Below are 19,986 nucleotides of genomic sequence, written 5' to 3'. Positions count from 1 at the left end.
GCACGGCGCGTGGGGCGCGATGAACTTCCGCTGGTCCGGAGTTTAAGCGCCCCGGCCCAGCCAAGCTGCCCAAAGCGGCAAACTGAGCATCGCGCCGAGAGTCGTTGCCGAGATCAGCCAGGCGACGCTGCGCCCGTCGCCTCCCATGCGCATTGCCAGAATGTAGGCCGATGAGGCGGTGGGCAGGGCGGCAAACAAGACCACCACTTGCAGATGCAGGCCGCTCAGACCTAGCCACTGGCCGACCAGAATGGCAACCAGCGGTAGTGCCCCAAGCTTGACCGCCACCAGCCACAGCGCAAAGCCCCGGACTCCCGGCGTGCTTTCCAGGCGCAGCGCGGCACCGACAGCAATCAACCCGAGTGCGATTGACGCATCGGCCAAGCGGCCGAGAAAGGCCTGCACTGGCGCCGGAGGAATGAAGCCTGCGAGGTTGAGCAGAAAGCCGGTAGCCGTTCCCCAGATCAGCGGGTTGCGTGCGACCTCCCGCCATAAGCCGCTATTGCCATGGCGGGCCAGCATCCAGACCGAGACCAGGTTGGCTACTGGCACGGCGGCACCGACGATCAGCCCCATGGTGGCAATTCCGGGCGCGCCAAAGAGCATGCCGGCAACGGCAAGGGCAATGTAGGAGTTGAAGCGGTAGCCGCACTGGAACATCGATGCAAAGGTCAGTGGCGGCAGGCTGCTCAGCAGGCGCGGCAAGGCCGCCAGCAGCATCCCCGCTGCCATGGCCGCAAAGGCGGTGGCGAGGAGCGGGATGGCGGCCAGCAAATCCAGCCGGGTGCGGACAATGGCGTTGATCAGCAGGGCCGGGAAGAGGATGAAATACACCAGCTTCTCGACGCCGTTCCAGAAATGATCGCCGAGGCCCATCCAGCGGCGGATGGCAACACCGAGCAGGATCAGCGCAAAATCGGGAAGCAGGAGCAGGGCAGTCGTCATTCCTGCATTTTACGGGGGGCATTGGCTGTGGGTATCGGGGATATCCACAGCCGCTCCGCCCGGCTCTCAGTGCCCGAGAACCCCTTGTGCCTGCAATTGGCTGATTTCTGCGTCGCTGTAACCGGCTTCTCGCAGAATTTCGTGGTTATGCTGCCCGACCTGCGGTGCGGCACGGCGAACCTCGAAGCGATGTTCGGAGAGCTTGAGCGGGGGGGCGAACTGGGTCAGCCCCGGGGTCGCCGGTGCATCCCGGATGACCATGCCGCGGGCTGCAATCTGCTCATTGACCAGCGCTTCTTCCGGTGACAAAACCGGGGTGACGCAGCAGTCGACCGTGGCAAAGAGGCGTGCCCAGTCGTCCCGGGGGCGGCTGGCGAATAACGTTGCCATTTCATCGCGCAAGGCCGGGTCGAACTGACGAGCGATCCAGTCCGGGCGTTCCAGGACGCCGCAACAGAGTTGCCAGAATTTGCCTTCGAGTGCGCCGACTGCCATATGTCGGTCATCCCGGCAGCGGTAGACAGCGTAGCAGGGGACGCCGCCGGAGAGGACGTCGCCGCCGGCCGGTGCTGAATGGCCGAACTGATCCAGACGCAGCATCGTAAAATAGGTATGCGCGAGGACGCTGTCGGTCATCGCCACATCAACGTGACGGCCGTGGCCGCTGCGCTGGGCTTCGATCACCGCAGCGAGGATGCCGGTGGTGGCGGTCAGCGCGCCGCCAAGCAGGTCGGCAATCTGGAAATTGGGAATCGCCGGATCGCCGCCGTCCCGGCCGATCTGCCCGAGTACGCCGGCGTAACCCAGATAGTTGATGTCGTGTCCGGCCAGGTCGCGATAGGGGCCATCCTGTCCGTAACCGCTGATCGCGCAATAGACGATGCGTGGGTTGAGCGCGGCAACTGTCTGGTAGCCGATTCCGAGCTTGTCTACGACACCGGGGCGGAAACTTTCGATGATTACATCGGCATCGCGGGCCAAGCGCAAGAAGGCGGCGACGCCTTCCGGCTGCTTCAGGTCAAGGCAGAGGCCGCGCTTGTTCCGGTTGATCATCCGGAAATAAGCGCTGTCTTTGCCCTCTGCACTGCGTTTGCCGGTGCCGAGGGTGCGCGCATAGTCGCCGAGTTGTGGGTCTTCGATCTTGATCACATCGGCACCCAGGTCAGCCAGGTGCAGGGTGGCGACCGGACCGGGTAGCAGTCGGGTCAGGTCGAGAATCCGGATACCGGTCAATGGACCGGGTGCATGCGTTGCCGGCATGTGCTTTTCTCCCTCTGTCATGCGGTCGGGCTTGACCGCTGTGTTGTAGTTTTGTTGGTGGCAGCCCGTGGCGAACGCAGTTATTCGCGCTGGCAGGGGCTGAGCAGATCGGCTTCCAGTTCGATCTCCAGACCTTTTTCCAGCTTGCGTTCGATGAACATCCCGCGCCACAGGCGCCCGGCGTTTTCCGCCTTGCGCTCGTAAGGGGTTTCCCAGTCGCTGACGCGCAGGCGAACCATGCCGATGTGCTGTGGTGCCTGGCTTGCCTCGGCCGTGTCGCTGCACGGAGAGGCTTGCACCAGGCGGTTGTATTCCTGACGGTTGTATTGCTTCAATGTCTTGCCGGCCACGCGCGGGCAACTACCCAGCTTGCGCGTCCTGACCTCGGCCCCGATCACTTCGCCGCGCAGGTAGTACAGCGGCTCGCTGAGAATCCAGCCATGCCCGCCTTCTTCGTAGCGCACACATTGCCCCGCCCGCAGCAGTTCGGGGTGTTTGAAAATCAGCTGGGCCGAGGGGCGCAGGGCTGGATCGTCGGTGCCGACCGCCCCGGCAGCCAATGGCAGGCCGGCAATGGCAAGTGCGAACAGGCAGAAAGCAAGGGCAGGCTGGCGCATGAAGAATACCGGGTCAATAAACCCGGCAATCTTCGATCACCTTGCCATCGTTCGGCAAGCCCCCCGGTGCGGAAAAATGCACTTCTCCCCGTAGTTTCGTGACTTCGCGCAGGCTGTTCTGCAGGCTGGCGGCCAGACCGTCAGCTACTTCGGCCGTTTCACAGTGGAGCGTCATGCGGTCTTGCCCGCCCGGATTGTCCACTACCAGGCGGAGGCGCCCGAGGTCGGGAAAGCGCTTGGCCAGATCAGCGATTTGTTCGGGGTGAACGAACATCCCCTTGACCTTGGTGGTCTGATCGGCACGACCCAGCCAGCCTTTGAGCCGGACGTTGCTGCGGCCGCAGTTGGAGCGGCCGGGGAGAATGGCCGAGAGGTCGCCGGTGGCGAAGCGGATCAGGGGATAGTCAGGGTTGAAGGAGGTGACCACGACTTCGCCAACCTCGCCATCGGGTACCGGATCACCAGTGCCGGGGCGGACAATCTCCAGCAGCAGTTCTTCTTCAACGATCAGACCTTCGTTGATCACGGTCTCGTAGGCGATGGTGCCAATGTCAGCCGTGGCATAACACTGGCGGACTTCAATCCCGCGTTCGGCCAGCCAGTTGCGGGTGATTCCGGGCAGGGCTTCGCCCGAGACCAGCGCCTTTTTCAGCGAGCCGATGTCGGCGCCGCTTTCCTCGGCCTTTTCAACAATGATCTTGAGGAAGGATGGCGTACCGACATAACCGTCCGGGCGCAGGTCGACCATGGCCTGGACCTGCTGTTCGGTTTGCCCGACGCCGCCGGGAAAAACCGCGCAGCCGAGCTTGCGGGCGCCACCCTCAAAAATGAAGGCGCCGGGGGTGAAATGGTAGGAGAAACAGTTGTGGATCAGGTCGCCGTGGCGAAAGCCGGCGGCGTAGAGTGCCCGGGCCATACGCCACGGGTCCATCTCGGCGCCCTGCAACTCGTAGATCGGTCCGGGAGAGGCGAAGACCCGCTTGGCCCGGTTACGGGCCAGGGCATTCAGGCCACCGAAAGGCGGCTGCTTTTTCTGCAGTTCGATCAGATCGCGCTTGCGCGTCAGCGGCAGGCTGGCGAGCGCGGCGCGGCTGGTACAGTCGTAAGGATTGATTCCCGCCAGCGACTGGAAATAGTAGTGCGTGCTTTCCTTGGCGTGCGCAACCTGGCGAGCCAGTCTGTCCATCAGGTCGCCTTCGCGCTCGGCGGGGTCGCGAGTCTCGAGCGGGTCGTAAAAGCTCATGTCATTTTCTCCGTTTTCTGCGGTCGACCGTGGAAATGGCGGTTTTTGGCCTGGGCGGCAATGTTTCAGGGAAAAGCGGCGCAAAGGGGACCCGCAGCGCCGCCGGAGCGGCGCGGTCAGGCTGCCATTGCTGCTGGTGGATGGGTCAGGAAAGCCAGCGCTTGCGACGCCGGTAATGCTTCACTTCCTTGAATGATTTGCGGCCGGCGGACGAGAGACCCAGGTAAAACTCCTTGACGTCCTCGTTGGTTCGCAGGTCTTCAGCATCGCCTTCCATCACCACGCGGCCGTTTTCCAGGATATAGCCGAAGTCTGCATACTTCAGGGCGACCATGGTGTTTTGCTCGGCGAGCAGGAAACTGATGTTTTCGCGGCTGTTGAGATCCTTGACGATCTCGAAGACCTCCTCGACGATCTGTGGCGCCAGGCCCATCGAGGGTTCGTCGAGCAGCACCATTTCCGGGTTGGCCATCAGGGCGCGGCCGATTGCACACATTTGTTGCTCGCCACCCGAGGTATAGCCGGCCTGCGAAGTCCGGCGGGTTTTTAGGCGCGGGAAGTAGTGATAGACCTTTTCCAGGTTTTCCTTTAGCTGGCTGCGCGAAATCGAGCGCGTATAAGCGCCGGTAAGCAGATTTTCTTCGATGGTCAGGTGACCGAAGCAATGGCGACCTTCCATCACCTGAATCACGCCGCGCTTGACCAGTTCGTTGGGGGTCAGTTGATCGACGCGCTGTCCTTTGTACTCGACCGAGCCTTTGGTTACATCGCCCCGCTCTGCGTGCAGCAGGTTGGAGATGGCTTTCAGGGTCGTCGATTTGCCGGCTCCGTTGGCCCCGAGGAGGGCCACGATCTTGCCTTTGGGAACACTCAGCGAGACCCCTTTGAGCACCAGAATTACGTGGTCGTAGATGACCTCGATGTTGTTGATGCTTAGGTAGTGATCGCTGGCGGCAGTTGTGGTTTGTGTAGTCATGGCAATCCTGGTGTGCTTTTAGGATCGAGGATCAAGGATCGAGGTATTTGAGCCTTGACTCAATCCTCGATCCCGAATCCAGAATCCTCGATCCTTACTTCTCTTTCGAGCAGTCGCGCGGGGTGATTCCCTTTTCCTTGGCGTACTGCTTGGCAGAGGCCTGGAACAGCGGGTGAATCAGCGCCTTGTTACCCTCGATCCAGCCGGAAACCGGAACCCACTTGTCGCCATCCCACTGCTGGATTTTCACTTTCCCCGAGCCTTCGTGGTTGTCGCATGAGGTCTTGATTTCGGGCAGCAGGTCGGTGGCGCCGATCTGCTTCAGGCGGGCTTCGGTAATGTTCAGGTTTTCCAGGGCCCAGCGGGTTTGCTCGCCGTTCAATGCCTTGCCCTTGCCGTACTTTTCCTGGCCCTTGCGGATGGCCTCGACCGAGAGTACGGCAGCCGAAACGCCACGGTTGTACAGGATGGTGCCAATCTTGGCCTTGTCACTGAGGTTGCCCTTGCCGGCGCCATAAACGGTCTTCTCGATATCGGCAATCAGCGGCACGTTCTTGCCGGCGACGTTCCAGGTGGCAGCCATGTAGCCCTTGGCCGACTCACCGGCCGGGACGACGTCTTCTTCAGAGCCGGTCCACCACGAACCGATCATCTTGTCGCGCGGGAAGCCGACCTTCTGAGCCGCCTTGAGGGCGGTCTGGTTCATCACGCCCCAACCCCAGAAGATCACGAAATCAGGCTTCTCCTGGCGAATCTTCAGCCACTGTGCGCCTTGTTCGTTGCCGGGGTGGGCCACCGGAATCTGCACCAGTTGGAACTTGTTCAGCGAGGCTTCGGCTTCGAGCGCGATGATCGCTTCCTTGCCATAGGCGGAGTCGTGATACAGATAAACGATCTTCTTGCCGGCCAGATTGCCGCCGTTCTTTTCCTTGATGAATTTGACGATGGCCGAGGCTTGCATCTGGTAAGTCGTGACCAGCGGGAAGGCATACGGGAATACCGAGCCATCAACCGCATCGGTGCGGCCGTAGCCCATCATCGCCAGTGGCAGTTTGTCCTGGGCCGACTTGTCGATCAGCGCGTAGGAAATGCCGGTGGACATGGTGTGAATCGGGCCGGCTGACTTGGCGGCCTTGCCCTTCAGTCGCTCGTAGCACTCGACGCCTTTGGCGTTGTTGTATTCGGTTTCGCACTCTTCGTAGGTGAGTTGGACGCCATTGACGCCCTTTTCCTTGAGATTGACGTAGTTCAGGTAGTCGATGAAGCCGCCGTAGAACGACTGGCCGTTGGCACCGTAGGGGCCGACGCGGTAGCTGGTCATCGGGAAAAACTGTTCCTCGGCGGCGAGGGCATTCTGCGACAGCATGGCAACTGCCAGGGCAGCGGCAGCGAGAACGGGTTTGCAGGTTTTAATCATCTTAATGTCTCCTCCAATGTTGCAAATGGCGGCGACCGGAGGTCACCGTGTCGAAAATGACCAGTCCTTAGTGCGGGAAGGGCCACAAACGCAGTTTTTCCTTGGCGATTTGCCACAGACGGGCCAGCCCGTGCGGTTCAACGATCAGGAAGAACATGATCAGCGCACCGAAGACCAGAATCTGGATGTGCGAGACGGTCGCGCTAGAGAAAGGAAGCCCGAACAGGCCGGCAAAGAAGGGCAGTAGTACGTCGAGCAGGATCGGCAGCAGCAGGATGAAGGCAGCGCCGAGGAAACTCCCCATGATCGAGCCGACACCGCCGATGATGATCATGAACAGGATCTTGAACGACATGTCGAGCGAGAAGCCATCGGGTTCGACCGAGCCGAGGTAGCAGAAAGCATAGAGTGCGCCGGCGACGCCGCAGTAGAACGAGCTGATGGCAAAGGCCAGCAGCTTGGTCGGCATCAGCTTGATGCCGATCACCGAGGCCGCCACGTCCATGTCGCGCACCGCCATCCAGGCCCGGCCGGTCGAGGAACGGACCAGGTTCTTCGCGGCCAGAGCGAGCAAGACCACAATCGACAGCACCAGCAAGTATTTTTCAGTTGGTGTCTTCAGTTCATGACCGAAAATAATCAGTTGCTGCGTTGAAATTACCCCTGAGGATGAGTTGTTGGAGAGCCAGGGGAACTTGGTCAGGCACCAGACGATAAAAAACTGTGCGGCGAGGGTGGCTACTGCCAGGTAAAAGCCCTTGATTCGGAGCGAGGGCAGGCCGAATAGCACTCCCACTGCAGCGGCAGTCAAACCGCCGCACAGGAAGGAGACCAGAATCGGAATGCCTTCGACCCGCAACTGGAAGTTATAGGCCGCATAAGCGCCGACTGCCATGAAGGCGGCCGAGCCGAGCGACAACTGGCCAGCATAGCCAGTCAGGATGTTGAGGCCGAGGGCGGCCAGGGCAAAGATCAGGAAGGGAATCAGGATTGCCGAGAACCAGTATTCGCTGGCAAACAGCGGTACCCCGATGAAGGCGATCAGCAGCAGGGTGATGACCCCGATCCGGTCCTGGCGGATCGGGAACAGCTGTTGGTCGGCCGCGTAAGTGGTCTTGAATTGACCGGCTTCACGATAAAGCATGTTTTTTAATCCTTATTCGCTAGTATTTGGTCGCAGAGCAAAGGCGCTATACGCGGTCAATATGTTTCTCGCCGAACAGTCCTTCCGGACGAACCAGCAGGAAGAGCAGAGCGAGGATGTAGGGGAACCAGCCCTCGATGCCGCCAAAGTTGCCGCCGAACAAGTCCTGCATCACCGGCGGAATGTAAATTTCGGCGAGCTTTTCCGAAGCGCCGATGATCAGGCCCCCGACAATCGCTCCCGGAACCGAGGTGAAACCGCCAAGGATCAGCACCGGCAGAGCCTTCAGCGCGGTAAATGTGAGCGCGAACTGGACCCCGTTGCGGGCTCCCCACATCATCCCCGCGACCAGGGCGACAAAACCGGCAACCCCCCAGACGATCGCCCAGATGTTCTGCAGCGGGATGCCGATCGACAGTGCGGCCTGGTGGTCGTCGGCGACAGCACGCAGGGCGCGTCCGACCCGGGTGTACTGGAAGAACAGAGCCAGGGTAGCGACCAGGACCGAGGCAACCAGTGCAGCAACCAAGTCGAAGCGGGAAATCACCATGTTGAAGTTTTCGAGGATGTATTCGATCGGCTCGTCCACGATGCCGATGTCGAGCGCACGCGGTTCCGAGCCAAAGATCATCGGCGCCAGACCTTCAATGAAGAAGGCCAGGCCGATGGTGGCCATGAACAGTGCGATCGGCGGCTGGTTGACCAGCTTGCGCAGCACGAATTTCTCGGTGGCAATACCGAACAGGGTCATGATCGCGAAGGCGAGGATGACCGCCAGCCACAGCGGCGCACCTTTCTCCATGCAGCCGACGACCGACAGCGCGGCCAGATAGACCATCGCACCCTGGGCAAAGTTGAACACCCCGGAAGCCTTGTAGATCATTACGAAACCAAGGGCGACCAGGGCGTACATGACCCCGGAGAGCAGCCCGCCAATCAGGACTTCAAAAAAGAAGTTCATCTGCCTGTCTCCTTAGTGTCCTGCGCCGAGATAGGCGCGGATCACGTCTTCATTGTTCTTCACATCGTCGGGCAGCCCGTCGCCGATTTTCTTCCCGTAATCGAGTACGACGACGCGGTCGGAAATGTCCATGACCACGCCCATGTCGTGTTCGATCAGGACGATGGTGGTGCCGAACTGGTCGTTTACGTCGAGGATAAAGCGGCACATGTCCTGCTTTTCTTCGACGTTCATCCCCGCCATCGGCTCGTCGAGGAGCAGCATCGAGGGTTCGGCTGCCAACGCTCGACCCAGTTCGACTCGCTTCTGCAAGCCGTAGGGCAGGCGCCCGACCGGGGTTTTGCGGATATGCTGGATTTCGAGGAAGTCGATGACCTCTTCGACTTTCTTGCGATGTTCCAACTCTTCGTTCTTGGCCCGGCCAAACCACAGCGCATGCTCGATGAAATTGGATTTCATCTTGGTGATGCGCCCGGTCATGATGTTGTCGAGCACACTCATACCCTTGAACAAGGCAATATTCTGGAAAGTGCGTGCGATGTTCTGCTGCGCAGCCATGTGCGGCTCCATTTTTTTGCGCTCGTTACCGCGCCAGAAAATTTTCCCTTCCTGCGGGTGATAAACCCCGTTGATTACGTTCAGCATCGAGCTTTTGCCGGCGCCATTGGGGCCGATGATCGAGCGGATTTCGTGTTCGCGGACATCGAAGGAAATATCCGTCAGCGCTTTGACGCCGCCGAAGCGCAGGGAAATGTTTTGCAGGTCGAGAATGACGTCGCCTATTTTCTTGGACATGTCAGGCAGCCTTTTTCGCGATCGGGAAGGTCTTGGCGTCGACAATCTTGAGGTCGGCGGATACTTTGCCGCGACGACCGTCTTCGAACTTGACCTCGGTTTCGATGAACTGATTTGCCTTGCCCTCGTAGAGCGCGTCAATCAGCACCTTGTATTTTTCGGCAACGAAGTTGCGCCGCACTTTGCGGGTTCGGGTCAATTCGTCGTCGTCGGGATCCAATTCCTTGTGCAGGACCAGAAAGCGATGGACCTGTGAGTCGGCCATCATCGTGTCATGTACCAGGTCGGCATTGACCTGCTCAATGCATTCCCGAAGCAGTTCGAGTACTTCCGGCTTGCAGGCCAGGTCGGTGTAGCCGGCGTAGGCAATCCCGCGGCGTTCGGCCCAGTTGCCGACCGCGCCCATGTCGATATTGATGAAGGCGCAGACTTGCTCGCGATTGGCCCCGAAGCAGACGGCTTCCTTCACGTACTGGAAGAACTTCAGCTTGTTCTCGATGTAGTTGGGCGCGAACATTGCCCCGTTCGACAGCTTGCCGACATCCTTGGCTCGATCGATGATCTTGAGATGCCCATCCTCGTCGAGGAAGCCAGCATCGCCAGTCAGGAAGTAGCCGTCGGGATTGATCGATTCGGCTGTGGCATCCGGGCGCTTGTAGTACTCCTTGAGCAGCATCGGGCCTTTGACCAGTACTTCGCCGTTGTCGGCGATCTTGATATCGACACCGGGGGCCGGTCGGCCGACGGAGTCGAACTTGATCTCACCGTTGGGCTGCATGCAGACATAGGCGCAGGTTTCCGTCTGGCCGTAGAACTGCTTCAAGTTGATCCCGATCGAGCGGTAGAACTTGAAGAGGTCGGGGCCGATCGCTGCACCGGCGGTGTACGCCACGCAAATGCGGCTCATTCCGAGGACGTTGCGTAGCGGACCATAGACCATCAGATTGCCCAGCCAGTACTGGAAACGGTCGCCAAGCGAGACGGATTTGCCGTCGAGAATGTCAGCGCCACAGCGCTTGGCGACATCCATGAAGTGGTGGAACAGCTTCTGCTTGAGCTTGCCTGCGTCCTCCATGCGGATCATCACCGAGGTGAGCAAGCTTTCAAATACCCGCGGTGGCGCAAAGTAATAGGTTGGGCCGATCTCGCGGAGGTCGCTCATTACCGTATCGCCGGACTCGGGGCAGTTGATGGTAAAGCCGGCAACCAGTGCCTGAGCATAGGAAAACAGATGGTCGCCGACCCAGGCCATGGGTAGATACGAGAGGATGTCTCCGTCATCGCCCATGCGGTCTACCTGGACACCCCCTTGGGCTGCAGCGATGAATGCGGCGTGAGTCTGGCAAACCCCCTTGGGCTTGCCGGTGGTGCCCGAGGTGTACAGCATGACCGAGGTATCGTCGTAATGACCTTTTTCGATTTCGCCGGTGATGAAATCAGGGTGGTTTCGGTCGTGAATCCGTCCCATTTCCATCAATTCGTGGATGTCATGCAGGAAGGGCTGGTTGTAATGACGCATACCACGAGGATCGTCGTAGACGATGTGTTCGAGGTTCGGCAGCTGCTCCCGGACTTCAAGCAGCTTATCTACCTGCTCCTGATCCTCGACGATGGCAAAGCGGATGCCGGCATCCTGCAGGACGAAGAGCATTTCAGCTGCTACCGCGTCTTGATAGAGCGGTACCGGGACACCGCCCAGACATTGGGCTGCGGCCATCATCATGTACAGGTGGGGGCGGTTATCTCCGATGATGGCGAGGTTGTCGCCGCGCTTGAAACCGAGCTCCGAAAGGCCGCAAGCCAGGGCGCGGACGCGTTCGGCAACGTCGCTCCAGCTCCAGGTCTGCCAGATGCCAAGGTATTTTTCCCGCATCGCCGGCGCATTCGGCCGGGTACGGGCGTGGTTGAACAGCAGCCGCGGGAAGGTGTGCAAACCATCCAGCGCGGCGTAATTCGCCTGCGTCGGCATTTAGTGTCTCCTCATGCCGCACTTTAGGGGTGCGGTCTAACGTTTGTTTTGAATCGTGGAATGCATTCTGACCATGACACGCTGTTGCGTAAACCTTGCACTGCAGCAAAATATTCACGGTGTTTGGTCAATCCAGTGTAGGGAAGCGCTCGGCTTATAATTGTCGTCCGGCAGACAATCCAGGAAAAAAATTGAGAACGGCTGAAGATCTGCTCAGGTCCTCGCAATGGGGGCAATCCCTGAGCGAGAACGAAATCGAAAGGGCACTTGCGGGTATTTTTGAGCGCACTTACGCTGCCGGCGCATTTATCTGCATGAAAGGCGAGCCGGTCGATTACTGGATGGGTATGGTCAGTGGTTTGGGTAAGATGGCCAGCCACTGGACTACCGGCAAAACCACCTCGTTTACCGGGATTAGCGATGGCGCCTGGTTCGGTGAAGGGTCGCTACTGAAAAACGAGCCGCGGCGCTACGACGTGATGGCTATTCGCGAGTCGCGGGTTGCCTTCATGAACAAACACACTTTTCAGTGGCTGCTTGACCACAGCATCGGCTTCAACCGTTATCTGATCACCCAGCTCAATGAGCGTCTCGGGCAGTTCATCGGGATGATGGAAAATGAGCGTCTGCTCGAAACTGATGCGCGTATTGCCCGAGGGTTGGCGGCATTGTTCAATCCGGTGCTGTATCCGGGCACCAGTCGCCTGCTCCAGATTTCCCAGGAGGAATTGGGTTATCTCGCAGGCGTTTCCCGCCAGCGGGCCAATCAGGCGATCAAGGTGCTTGAGGATGCTGGTCTGGTCCGCAGCGAGTATGGCGGAATCAATATCATTGACCTCGAAGGCTTGCGCCGCTTCGGCGATTGAGTCGCGATCAGCCGATCTGCACCCGGCAGAGCGCTTCCACTGCCGGGTGGCGGATGCGGCGTTCGCTGGAAATCGCGTAGATCTGTTCGCTGACACCCTGCATCTCGCCGATCCCTTGCGCGTTGAGTTGCTCGCTGACCTGCGTTGCCAGGGCTAGCGGCGCAGGGAACAAACCCAGGCCGCCGCGGCCAAAGGTATTGAGCAGCGCGTTGTCTTCAAACTCGCCGACAATCCTCGGGCGGATTTTTTCCCTCTGCAGGTTTTCCAGCCAGCGATCAATTCGCGTACGTACCGCGTGGTGACGGCTGGGAAGCAGCAAGGGAGCGCCGTCGAGTGAGGCCGGGTAGTCGGCGGCGTGGGCTTTTGCCAGTTCGTGGCTGGCAAACAGGCCGGTAGCGAAGTCGCCTAGCTGGGTGCTGAATAATTTCAGGTTCCCTCCGCTGGGAGCGGGACGGTCGGTCAGGACAACGTCGAGGCGATGTAGCGCGAGGTCGGCAAGCAGATCGTCAAATTCGTCTTCTTCGCAAATCAGCCGCACATCGCCCGGACCCGCAACGATGCTGTTCAGCAGTTGGTAGGCTAGGAGTTTGGGTATCCCGTCGGTAATCCCGGCGCGCAGACGCAGGGTGCCGCTGTTGTCATGCTGCTGGACCGCGTCCACCAGGGCATCGCCGAGCTGAAAAATCTGGTCGGCGTAGCCTTGGACCGTGCGTCCGACCTCGCTCAGCGCGAGCCCGCGCCCCTGGGGCACGAACAAAGCCTTGCCAAGTTGGGTTTCGAGTAGCGAAAGCTGGCCGCTGATGGTTTGAATGGCGACCCCCAGGCGGTCAGCAGCGCGGGTGATACTGCCTTCTTGGGCTACCACCCAGAAATAGTGCAGATGCTTGTAGTTGAGGTTCTGCATTTTATGTTCGCAAAAAACTGAAGTTTGGTCATTTTGCTACTGTTTTTATTGTTTGTGCAATGCGTTAGGATCACGCCGTTGTAATTTTTTCTGGAGAACGAGATGAAACGTGTTCTGCTGTTTTTGCTGACCAACATCGCGGTGATGCTGGTTCTTGGTCTGGTGACCAGCCTGCTGGGCGTTAATAAATTCCTGACTGCCAATGGCCTCAACCTCGGAATGTTGCTGGCCTTCGCCGGGATAATCGGTTTTGGCGGTGCGTTTATTTCCCTGTTGCTGTCGAAGCCGATGGCGAAATGGAGCACCGGGGCGCAGGTCATCGAGAATCCCTCAACCTCTACCGAGTTGTGGCTGGTCGATACGGTGGCCAAGCTGGCTGATCGCGCAGGCTTGCCGATGCCGGAAGTGGCCATCTACGAGGGGGAACCGAACGCCTTTGCGACCGGAGCGACCAAGAACAGTTCTCTGGTCGCAGTGTCGACCGGCTTGCTTCAGAGCATGACCCGTGACGAAGTCGAGGCGGTGCTGGCGCATGAGGTGGCGCATATCGCCAATGGCGACATGGTGACCCTGACCCTGATCCAGGGGGTGGTCAATACCTTCGTCGTCTTCCTGTCGCGGATCATCGCTTACGCCGTCGATAGTTTCCTGCGCAAGGATGATGAATCCTCCTCCGGGCCGGGGCTCGCGTACATGGCAACCAGCATCGTCTGCGAGTTGTTGTTCGGGGTGCTGGCCAGCATTATCGTCGCCTGGTTCTCGCGGCAGCGCGAATTCCGGGCTGACGCAGGCGCGGCAGCGCTGATGGGTAGTGCCCGTCCGATGCAGAATGCTTTGCGTCGCCTTGGTAGCCTGCATACCGAGCCCCTGCCGCAGAACATGGCAGCATCCGGGATTGCCGGTGGGGCTGGCTGGCTCGAATTGTTCTCGTCGCATCCCCCGCTGGAGCAGCGGATTGCCGCACTGTCAGGAAACTGACTGTTTTCTGACAAAATGCTGACAGACAAACTTTCTTTTGCTAAATTTGCCGGATGATGCAACGCACAAAAACGCTTCTTGCCTTGATGCTGGCTGCTGGTCTGTCTTCTCTCCAGGCTGCTGGTCTGTCTTCTCTCCAGGCTGCTGAGTTCGATTTGGCGGCGCTGGAGAAAATGGCGCTGAACAGCAGTCGGACGGCTTTGGCAGCTCGCGACCAGCTAGAGGCGGCGCGGTATGCCGCCGAATCGGCACGCGCCTTTCCCAATCCGGAGCTGGAATATCTGGCGGGGAATCAGCGCAGCCGTGCTGGCCTTGGCGTCCCCGGTGATACCCGCAGCCTGTCGCTCAGTCAGCCGCTTGACCTGCCTTGGCGGCGTACCCCGAGGATTGCGGCTGCCGATGCCGGATTCAATGTGGCAACGGCAACGGCCGGTGTTCTAGCAGCCGATTTGCTGGCTAATTTGCGGGCGCGCTATTTCAACCTGTTGCGCCGCGAGGCCGAGTTGAAAAATGCCCGTGAAGATGCGTCGACCGTGGAAGGCGTGCATACCCGGATCGCCAAGCGGGTAGAAACCGGCGAGGCGGCACGTTTCGAGCTGATCAAGGCCGATGCCGAGTTGCTTAATGCCCGCAAGAATGTGCAGGCTGCGAGTTTCCGGGTTGAGCAGGCGCGTTCGCAATTGCGCCAGGTGGCGGGCGACAGCCTGCCTTCGGATTTCACGCTGAGCGGCCGTTTGCGCGATGTTCCCGAGGTGCCCTCCTTGACTCAGTTGCAGCAGGAAATGCGGGTGCATAGCCCGGATTTGCAGCGGGCTCAGGCTGAAGTGAGCCGGGCCGAGAAGCAGCTTGAATTGGAGCGGGCGCTGCGGTTGCCGGCGGTGAGCCTGCGAGCCGGCATGGACGAAGATTCTGAAATCCGGAGTTCCCGGGTTGGTTTCCAGGTCAGCATTCCGCTTTGGGATCGGCGGCGGGCGCAGGTGGGTGAGGCGACGGCGCAGTTGTCCAGGTCGCGGCATGAACTGGAAGGGCGGCGTTTTTCCCTGGCACAGGAGTTGGAGGTCGCTTACCAGCAATACGAAATCGCGCTTGCCCAGGTGGGGGCTCTCGAGTCCGGCATCTTGCGACAGGCGGAAGCAGCGTTGCGCGTGGCCACGGCAGCGTATCGTTTTGGCGAACGCGGATTTCTCGAAGTCCTCGATGCGCAGCGCGTATTTCGCGCTGCCCGGGCAGAGCTAATTCAGGCGCGCCACGAACTTGCAACGGCCTGGGTTGAAATTGAACGATTGAGAGCATTGCCCAAGGAAAAGAAACAATGAAAAAGGCGCTGATTCTGGCTTTGACCGTACTTGGCCTGGCGGCCTGCAAGGAGGGGGCCCAGCCGGAAGCCGGGCGGGCTGCCGCTGACCCGGCGCTGGTCGAACCAGCCCCTGAATTGCGGGCGCAGTTGCGCTTAGGTCAGGTTGAGCGCAGTTTGGTATCGGAAACCCTGCGCGTCGCAGGGCAGATCGATTTCGACGAGCAGCACCTTGCCCGGATCGGGGCGACGGTGACCGGCCGGGTCACCCAAATCGATGCGCTGCTCGGACAGGAGGTTAAAAAAGGCGATATTCTCGCCCGCCTCAACAGCAGTGAATTGTCGAGCCAGCAATTGAGCTATCTGAAGGCCCGGGCTGAACTCGAACTCAACCGGCGCAATGCAGAGCGTGCCCGCTCCCTGTTCGATGCGGACGTGATCAGTGCCGCCGAGTTGCAGCGGCGGGAAAGTGAATATCAGATTTCGCGCGCCGAGGCTCGGGCTGCAGCCGACCAACTGCTGTTGCTCGGAGTCACGCCGCAGGCGATTGACCGGCTGGGCAGTCAGGGGGCGGTGAATTCGGTGACGCCGGTGGTGGCATCGATCAGCGGTGTCGTCGTCGAGCGCAAGTTGGCGCCGGGGCAGGTGGTGCAGCCGGCCGACAGCCTGTTCGTGATTGCCGACTTGTCTCGTGTCTGGGCCGAGGCCGAGGTTCCCGAACAGCAGGTGTCGCAGGTCAGGGTCGGGCAGGCTGTTTCGATTCTGGTGCCGGCGCTGGGCAATGAAAAACTCACCGGTAAGCTGATTTTTGTCGGGCAGACGGTAAATCCTGAAACCCGCACCGTGCTCGTGCGTACCGAACTCGATAACCATGATGGCCGTCTCAAGCCTGCCATGCTGGCGACCATGCTGATCGAGGCCCGGCCGGCGGAGCGGCTGGTGGTGCCGGCGAGTGCCGTGGTTCGTGAAAATGACGAAGAGCATGTCTTCGTGATGGTTGATGAGCGGAACTTTCGCTTATTGAAGGTCAAGCTCGGTCCCGAGCAGCAGGGGCGGCGGGTAGTCCTTTCCGGTTTACAGGGCGGCGAAAAAATTGTCGTCGAAGGAGCTTTTCACTTGAACAATGAACGCAATCGCAAGGAATTGGAGGGCGCGTGATCGAGTCTCTGGTCCGGGGGGCGCTGAAGCAGCGCCTGGTGGTTGCGGTGATCGCGGCCGTACTCTTCTTTTTTGGCCTGAACGCTGCACGCAAGCTGTCGGTGGATGCTTTCCCCGATGTCACCAATGTGCAGGTCCAGATTGCGACCGAGGCACCGGGGCGTTCGCCTGAGGAGGTCGAACGTTTTGCCACAGTGCCGCTTGAGGTGGCGATGACCGGTCTGCCTGGGTTGGAGGAGATGCGTTCGCTGAACAAACCCGGGCTGTCGTTGATTACCTTGGTGTTTACCGACAAGACCAACGTGTATTTTGCCCGTCAGCTGGTAATGGAGCGTTTGCTGGAGGTGACTCCGAAGTTGCCGCACGGCATCGTTCCTGTCCTTGGTCCGGTGTCTACCGGGCTTGGCGAGGTGTATCAGTACACGCTGGAGCGGCTGGATGACGGTGGCCGTGCGTTGTCGCAAGAAGAGTTGATGCAACGCCGGATCGCTCAGGACTGGGTAGTCCGGCCGCTGTTGCGCTCGATTCCGGGAGTGGCGGAAATCAACTCCCAAGGGGGGTTTGCCAAGCAATACCAGGTTCTCGTCAATCCGGAAAAGTTGCGCCATTACGCGTTGACCGTGGCCGATGTATATCAGGCGGTTGGACGCAATAACGCCAATGCCGGTGGTGGTGTGCTGCCGCAATACGCCGAGCAGTTCCTGATTCGTGGGGTTGGCCTGGTGCGCGATCTTGATGACCTGCGCATGATCGTGCTCAAGGAAAAAGATGGGGTTCCGGTCCGCGTCGGTGACGTGGCGGAGGTTCAGATCGGGCACGAGGTGCGCCAGGGGGCGCTGATCAAGAATGGCGCCACCGAGGCGGTTGGCGGGATCGTGATGATGATCGCCGGGGGGAATGCCAAGGAGGTCGTCGGCCGGATCAAGGCGCGAGTCGAAGAGATCAATCGTAAGGGGATGTTGCCCGAGGGACTCAAGATCGTGCCCTTTTATGATCGCTCCGAACTTGTCGATGCCGCCCTGTGGACCGTGACCAAGGTCCTGCTTGAAGGGGTGGTGCTGGTGGTGGTGGTGCTGTTCCTCTTCCTTGGCGATGTCCGCTCCTCGCTGATCGTGGTGGCGACGCTGGTGCTCACGCCCTTGTTGACCTTCATGGCGATGAACAAACTGGGTATTTCCGCCAACCTGATGTCACTCGGCGGGTTGGCCATAGCGATCGGTCTGATGGTCGATGGTTCGGTGGTGGTGGTCGAGAATGCCTTTGCCCTGCTTGGCCGGGCAGCCAAGAGTGGCGAGAGCCAGACACGGATCATCCTCAAGGCTGTGGTCGAGGTGGCAACGCCAGTGATTTTCGGCGTCGGGATCATCATTCTGGTGTTCCTGCCATTGATGACCCTGCAAGGCATGGAGGGCAAAATGTTCGCGCCGCTGGCTTATACCATTGCGATTGCCTTGGGAATTTCGCTGATCTTGTCGCTATCCTTGACCCCGGTGATGTCGACTTACTTGCTTAAGCCGCCAGCCCACGATGGCGATCACGATACGCGCCTGATTGCGGCGATGAAGCAGCGTTATCTGAAGTTGCTGCATCTGGCGTTGGCTAACCGGGTCAAGACGGTGCTGGTTTCGGTGCTGGCTTTTGCCTTGACCCTCGGCTTGCTGCCTTTCCTCGGGACTGCCTTCATTCCCGAGATGAAGGAAGGTTCGATTGTGCCGAACGTGATTCGGGTGCCCAACATCTCTCTGGATGAGTCAATCAAAATGGAAATGGAGGCAATGCGTCTGGTGACGCAGGTGCCAGGGGTCAAGTCTGCGGTATCCGGTGTTGGACGAGGCGAGTCGCCCGCCGATCCGCAGGGGCAGAATGAGTCCACCCCGATTGTCAGCTTGCTGCCACGCGATCAGTGGCCGGAGGGCTGGACGCAGGAAACCATACAGAATGCCATCCGTGAAAAACTCAAGGTGTTGCCCGGGGCGCAGATCGTGATCGCGCAGCCGATTTCGGCGCGGGTTGCCGAGATGGTGACCGGGGTACGTTCGGATATTGCCGTCAAGGTTTTTGGTGACGATCTCGATCAGCTCAAGCGGATTGCCGGACAGATTGGCAAGGTGGCTCAGGGCTTGCAGGGAGCCCAGGATTTGCGGATCGAACGAGTTAGCGGGCAGCAGTATCTGACGGTGGAAATCGATCGGCAGGCGATCGCTCGCCTGGGTATGAATGTATCCGATGTCAATGACGTACTCGAAACTGCGGTCGGCGGCAAGGAAGCAACCGAGATTTTCGAGGGTGAGCGGCGTTTTCCCGGGGTGGTTCGTCTGCCGGAGCGCTTCCGCAATAATGTCGAGGCGATCTCCAATATCCTGATCACTTCGCCCAATGGCGCCCAGGTGCGTCTGGCTGATGTCGCCAGTGTCCGCGTGATGGACGGGCCGGCGCAGATTTCCCGGGAACTGGGCAAGCGCCGGATTGTGGTCGGTGTGAATGTCAAAGACCGTGATCTGGGCGGATTTGTGGCCGAGTTGCAGCAAAAGGTCGAGCACCAGATCAAATTGCCCGAGGGCTATTATCTGGAGTGGGGCGGGCAGTTCCAGAACATGGAGCGGGCACTGGGGCATCTGATGGTCATTATTCCGCTGACCATTGCTGCGATCTTTTTCCTGCTTTTCCTGCTCTTCAACTCCTTGCGCTACGCCACCCTGATCATTACTGTGCTGCCTTTTGCCTCGATAGGCGGAGTGGTTGGACTGTTCCTGACCGGTGAGTATCTTTCGGTTCCGGCCTCGGTTGGCTTTATCGCGCTATGGGGAATTGCCGTACTGAATGGTGTGGTGCTGGTGTCCTACATCCGTTCGTTGCGCCAAGAGGGGCGGAGTATTGCCGAGGCGGTCGTTGAGGGCGCAACCCTGCGCTTTCGGCCGGTGATGATGACAGCGACGGTAGCCATGCTCGGCCTGATTCCGTTTTTGTTCTCGACCGGGCCGGGTTCCGAGGTGCAGCGCCCCTTGGCAATCGTGGTGATCGGTGGGTTGATCACATCTACGTTGTTGACGTTGGTGGTGGTGCCGAGTATTTATCGCTGGTTCGACGAAGAGGAGGTCGAAGCATGAAGGAAATCAAGGCCGTGATTCGTCCGAACAAGTTACCGGCACTGCGTGATGCACTGGTTGCCATGTCCGGTTTTCCGGGGATGACGGTGACTCGGGTGGAGGGGTGCAGTGCGCCGGCGCGTCATGTTCCGGGCAAGGTCAGGATCAAGGATGAACTGACTGATTATTCGCCCAAGGTCCGGATCGAAATCGTTGCCCCCGATGAAGTTGCAGAGGCAATTTTTCAGCGGGTGATCGAAATCGCTCAGACTGGCCACTACGGCGACGGCTTGGTGTGGATGGTGGAGGTGGAAAAGGTGGCCTTCGTATTCAAAACCACCCCGGGCGGTGAGGGGGCTGCCTGATTTTTCCC

17 protein-coding genes are annotated in these 19,986 nt (G+C 59.6%); 6 read left to right on the top strand and 11 right to left on the bottom strand.

Annotated features, from left to right (window positions below; translation table 11 throughout):
• Nucleotides 1–42: 42 nt before the first annotated feature.
• The 10 genes from VX159_RS14590 to VX159_RS14545 form a co-directional block, all read right to left on the bottom strand.
• Nucleotides 43–945, bottom strand: coding sequence for an AEC family transporter (locus VX159_RS14590; protein WP_371323605.1), 903 nt, complete (start codon nucleotides 943–945; stop codon nucleotides 43–45).
• Nucleotides 946–1,011: 66 nt separating this feature from the next.
• A complete protein-coding gene (locus VX159_RS14585; RefSeq protein WP_371323604.1) occupies nucleotides 1,012–2,205 on the bottom strand; it encodes a CaiB/BaiF CoA transferase family protein in 1,194 nt (397 codons plus the stop codon).
• Nucleotides 2,206–2,285: 80 nt separating this feature from the next.
• The gene (locus VX159_RS14580) at nucleotides 2,286–2,822 is read right to left on the bottom strand and encodes a hypothetical protein (RefSeq protein ID WP_371323603.1); all 537 of its coding nucleotides are present in this window, start codon (nucleotides 2,820–2,822) and stop codon (nucleotides 2,286–2,288) included.
• Between the two features lie 13 nt (nucleotides 2,823–2,835).
• Nucleotides 2,836–4,065 carry a phenylacetate--CoA ligase family protein gene (locus VX159_RS14575; RefSeq protein ID WP_371323602.1) on the bottom strand — a complete coding sequence of 410 codons (1,230 nt, stop codon included), beginning with the start codon at nucleotides 4,063–4,065 and terminating at the stop codon, nucleotides 2,836–2,838.
• A gap of 145 nt (nucleotides 4,066–4,210) precedes the next feature.
• Nucleotides 4,211–5,041 (bottom strand): ABC transporter ATP-binding protein, encoded by an 831-nt coding sequence (locus VX159_RS14570; protein ID WP_371323601.1) that lies wholly within the window; start codon nucleotides 5,039–5,041, stop codon nucleotides 4,211–4,213.
• Nucleotides 5,042–5,135: 94 nt separating this feature from the next.
• Nucleotides 5,136–6,458: an ABC transporter substrate-binding protein gene (locus tag VX159_RS14565; RefSeq protein WP_371323600.1), complete on the bottom strand. Its 1,323-nt coding sequence runs from the start codon at nucleotides 6,456–6,458 to the stop codon at nucleotides 5,136–5,138.
• Between the two features lie 67 nt (nucleotides 6,459–6,525).
• The gene (locus VX159_RS14560; RefSeq protein WP_371323599.1) at nucleotides 6,526–7,602 is read right to left on the bottom strand and encodes a branched-chain amino acid ABC transporter permease; all 1,077 of its coding nucleotides are present in this window, start codon (nucleotides 7,600–7,602) and stop codon (nucleotides 6,526–6,528) included.
• 46 nt (nucleotides 7,603–7,648) lie between these two features.
• Nucleotides 7,649–8,563 (bottom strand): branched-chain amino acid ABC transporter permease, encoded by a 915-nt coding sequence (locus VX159_RS14555; RefSeq protein ID WP_371323598.1) that lies wholly within the window; start codon nucleotides 8,561–8,563, stop codon nucleotides 7,649–7,651.
• 12 nt (nucleotides 8,564–8,575) lie between these two features.
• Nucleotides 8,576–9,358 carry an ABC transporter ATP-binding protein gene (locus VX159_RS14550; RefSeq protein WP_371323597.1) on the bottom strand — a complete coding sequence of 261 codons (783 nt, stop codon included), beginning with the start codon at nucleotides 9,356–9,358 and terminating at the stop codon, nucleotides 8,576–8,578.
• Nucleotide 9,359: 1 nt separating this feature from the next.
• Nucleotides 9,360–11,327 carry a long-chain fatty acid--CoA ligase gene (locus tag VX159_RS14545; protein ID WP_371323596.1) on the bottom strand — a complete coding sequence of 656 codons (1,968 nt, stop codon included), beginning with the start codon at nucleotides 11,325–11,327 and terminating at the stop codon, nucleotides 9,360–9,362.
• A 191-nt stretch (nucleotides 11,328–11,518) separates the two neighbouring features.
• Between VX159_RS14545 and VX159_RS14540 the strand changes: the two genes are divergently transcribed.
• Complete coding sequence (locus tag VX159_RS14540) at nucleotides 11,519–12,193, top strand: Crp/Fnr family transcriptional regulator (protein WP_371325534.1); 675 nt, start codon at nucleotides 11,519–11,521, stop codon at nucleotides 12,191–12,193.
• Nucleotides 12,194–12,200: 7 nt separating this feature from the next.
• On the opposite strand, the gene VX159_RS14535 is transcribed toward VX159_RS14540, so the two are convergent.
• Nucleotides 12,201–13,097: a LysR family transcriptional regulator gene (locus VX159_RS14535; protein WP_371323595.1), complete on the bottom strand. Its 897-nt coding sequence runs from the start codon at nucleotides 13,095–13,097 to the stop codon at nucleotides 12,201–12,203.
• Nucleotides 13,098–13,199: 102 nt separating this feature from the next.
• On the opposite strand from VX159_RS14535, the gene htpX reads away from it, so the two are divergent.
• The 5 genes from htpX to VX159_RS14510 are packed head-to-tail and all read left to right on the top strand — an operon-like array spanning nucleotide 13,200 to nucleotide 19,978.
• The gene (gene htpX / locus VX159_RS14530) at nucleotides 13,200–14,075 is read left to right on the top strand and encodes a protease HtpX (protein ID WP_371323594.1); all 876 of its coding nucleotides are present in this window, start codon (nucleotides 13,200–13,202) and stop codon (nucleotides 14,073–14,075) included.
• A 53-nt stretch (nucleotides 14,076–14,128) separates the two neighbouring features.
• A complete protein-coding gene (locus VX159_RS14525; protein WP_371323593.1) occupies nucleotides 14,129–15,391 on the top strand; it encodes a TolC family protein in 1,263 nt (420 codons plus the stop codon).
• Nucleotides 15,388–16,527: an efflux RND transporter periplasmic adaptor subunit gene (locus tag VX159_RS14520; RefSeq protein WP_371323592.1), complete on the top strand. Its 1,140-nt coding sequence runs from the start codon at nucleotides 15,388–15,390 to the stop codon at nucleotides 16,525–16,527. The genes VX159_RS14525 and VX159_RS14520 overlap by 4 nt, the downstream gene beginning before the upstream one ends.
• Nucleotides 16,524–19,634, top strand: a complete 3,111-nt coding sequence (locus VX159_RS14515; protein WP_371323591.1) for an efflux RND transporter permease subunit — start codon at nucleotides 16,524–16,526, stop codon at nucleotides 19,632–19,634. The genes VX159_RS14520 and VX159_RS14515 overlap by 4 nt, the downstream gene beginning before the upstream one ends.
• Nucleotides 19,631–19,978: a P-II family nitrogen regulator gene (locus VX159_RS14510; RefSeq protein ID WP_371323590.1), complete on the top strand. Its 348-nt coding sequence runs from the start codon at nucleotides 19,631–19,633 to the stop codon at nucleotides 19,976–19,978. The genes VX159_RS14515 and VX159_RS14510 overlap by 4 nt, the downstream gene beginning before the upstream one ends.
• Nucleotides 19,979–19,986: the final 8 nt, after the last annotated feature.

Source organism: Dechloromonas sp. ZY10 (assembly GCF_041378895.1).
In the GTDB taxonomy this organism is placed as follows: Bacteria; Pseudomonadota; Gammaproteobacteria; order Burkholderiales; family Rhodocyclaceae; genus Azonexus; species Azonexus aquae.
This window is presented reverse-complemented; position numbering and strand designations above follow the sequence as displayed.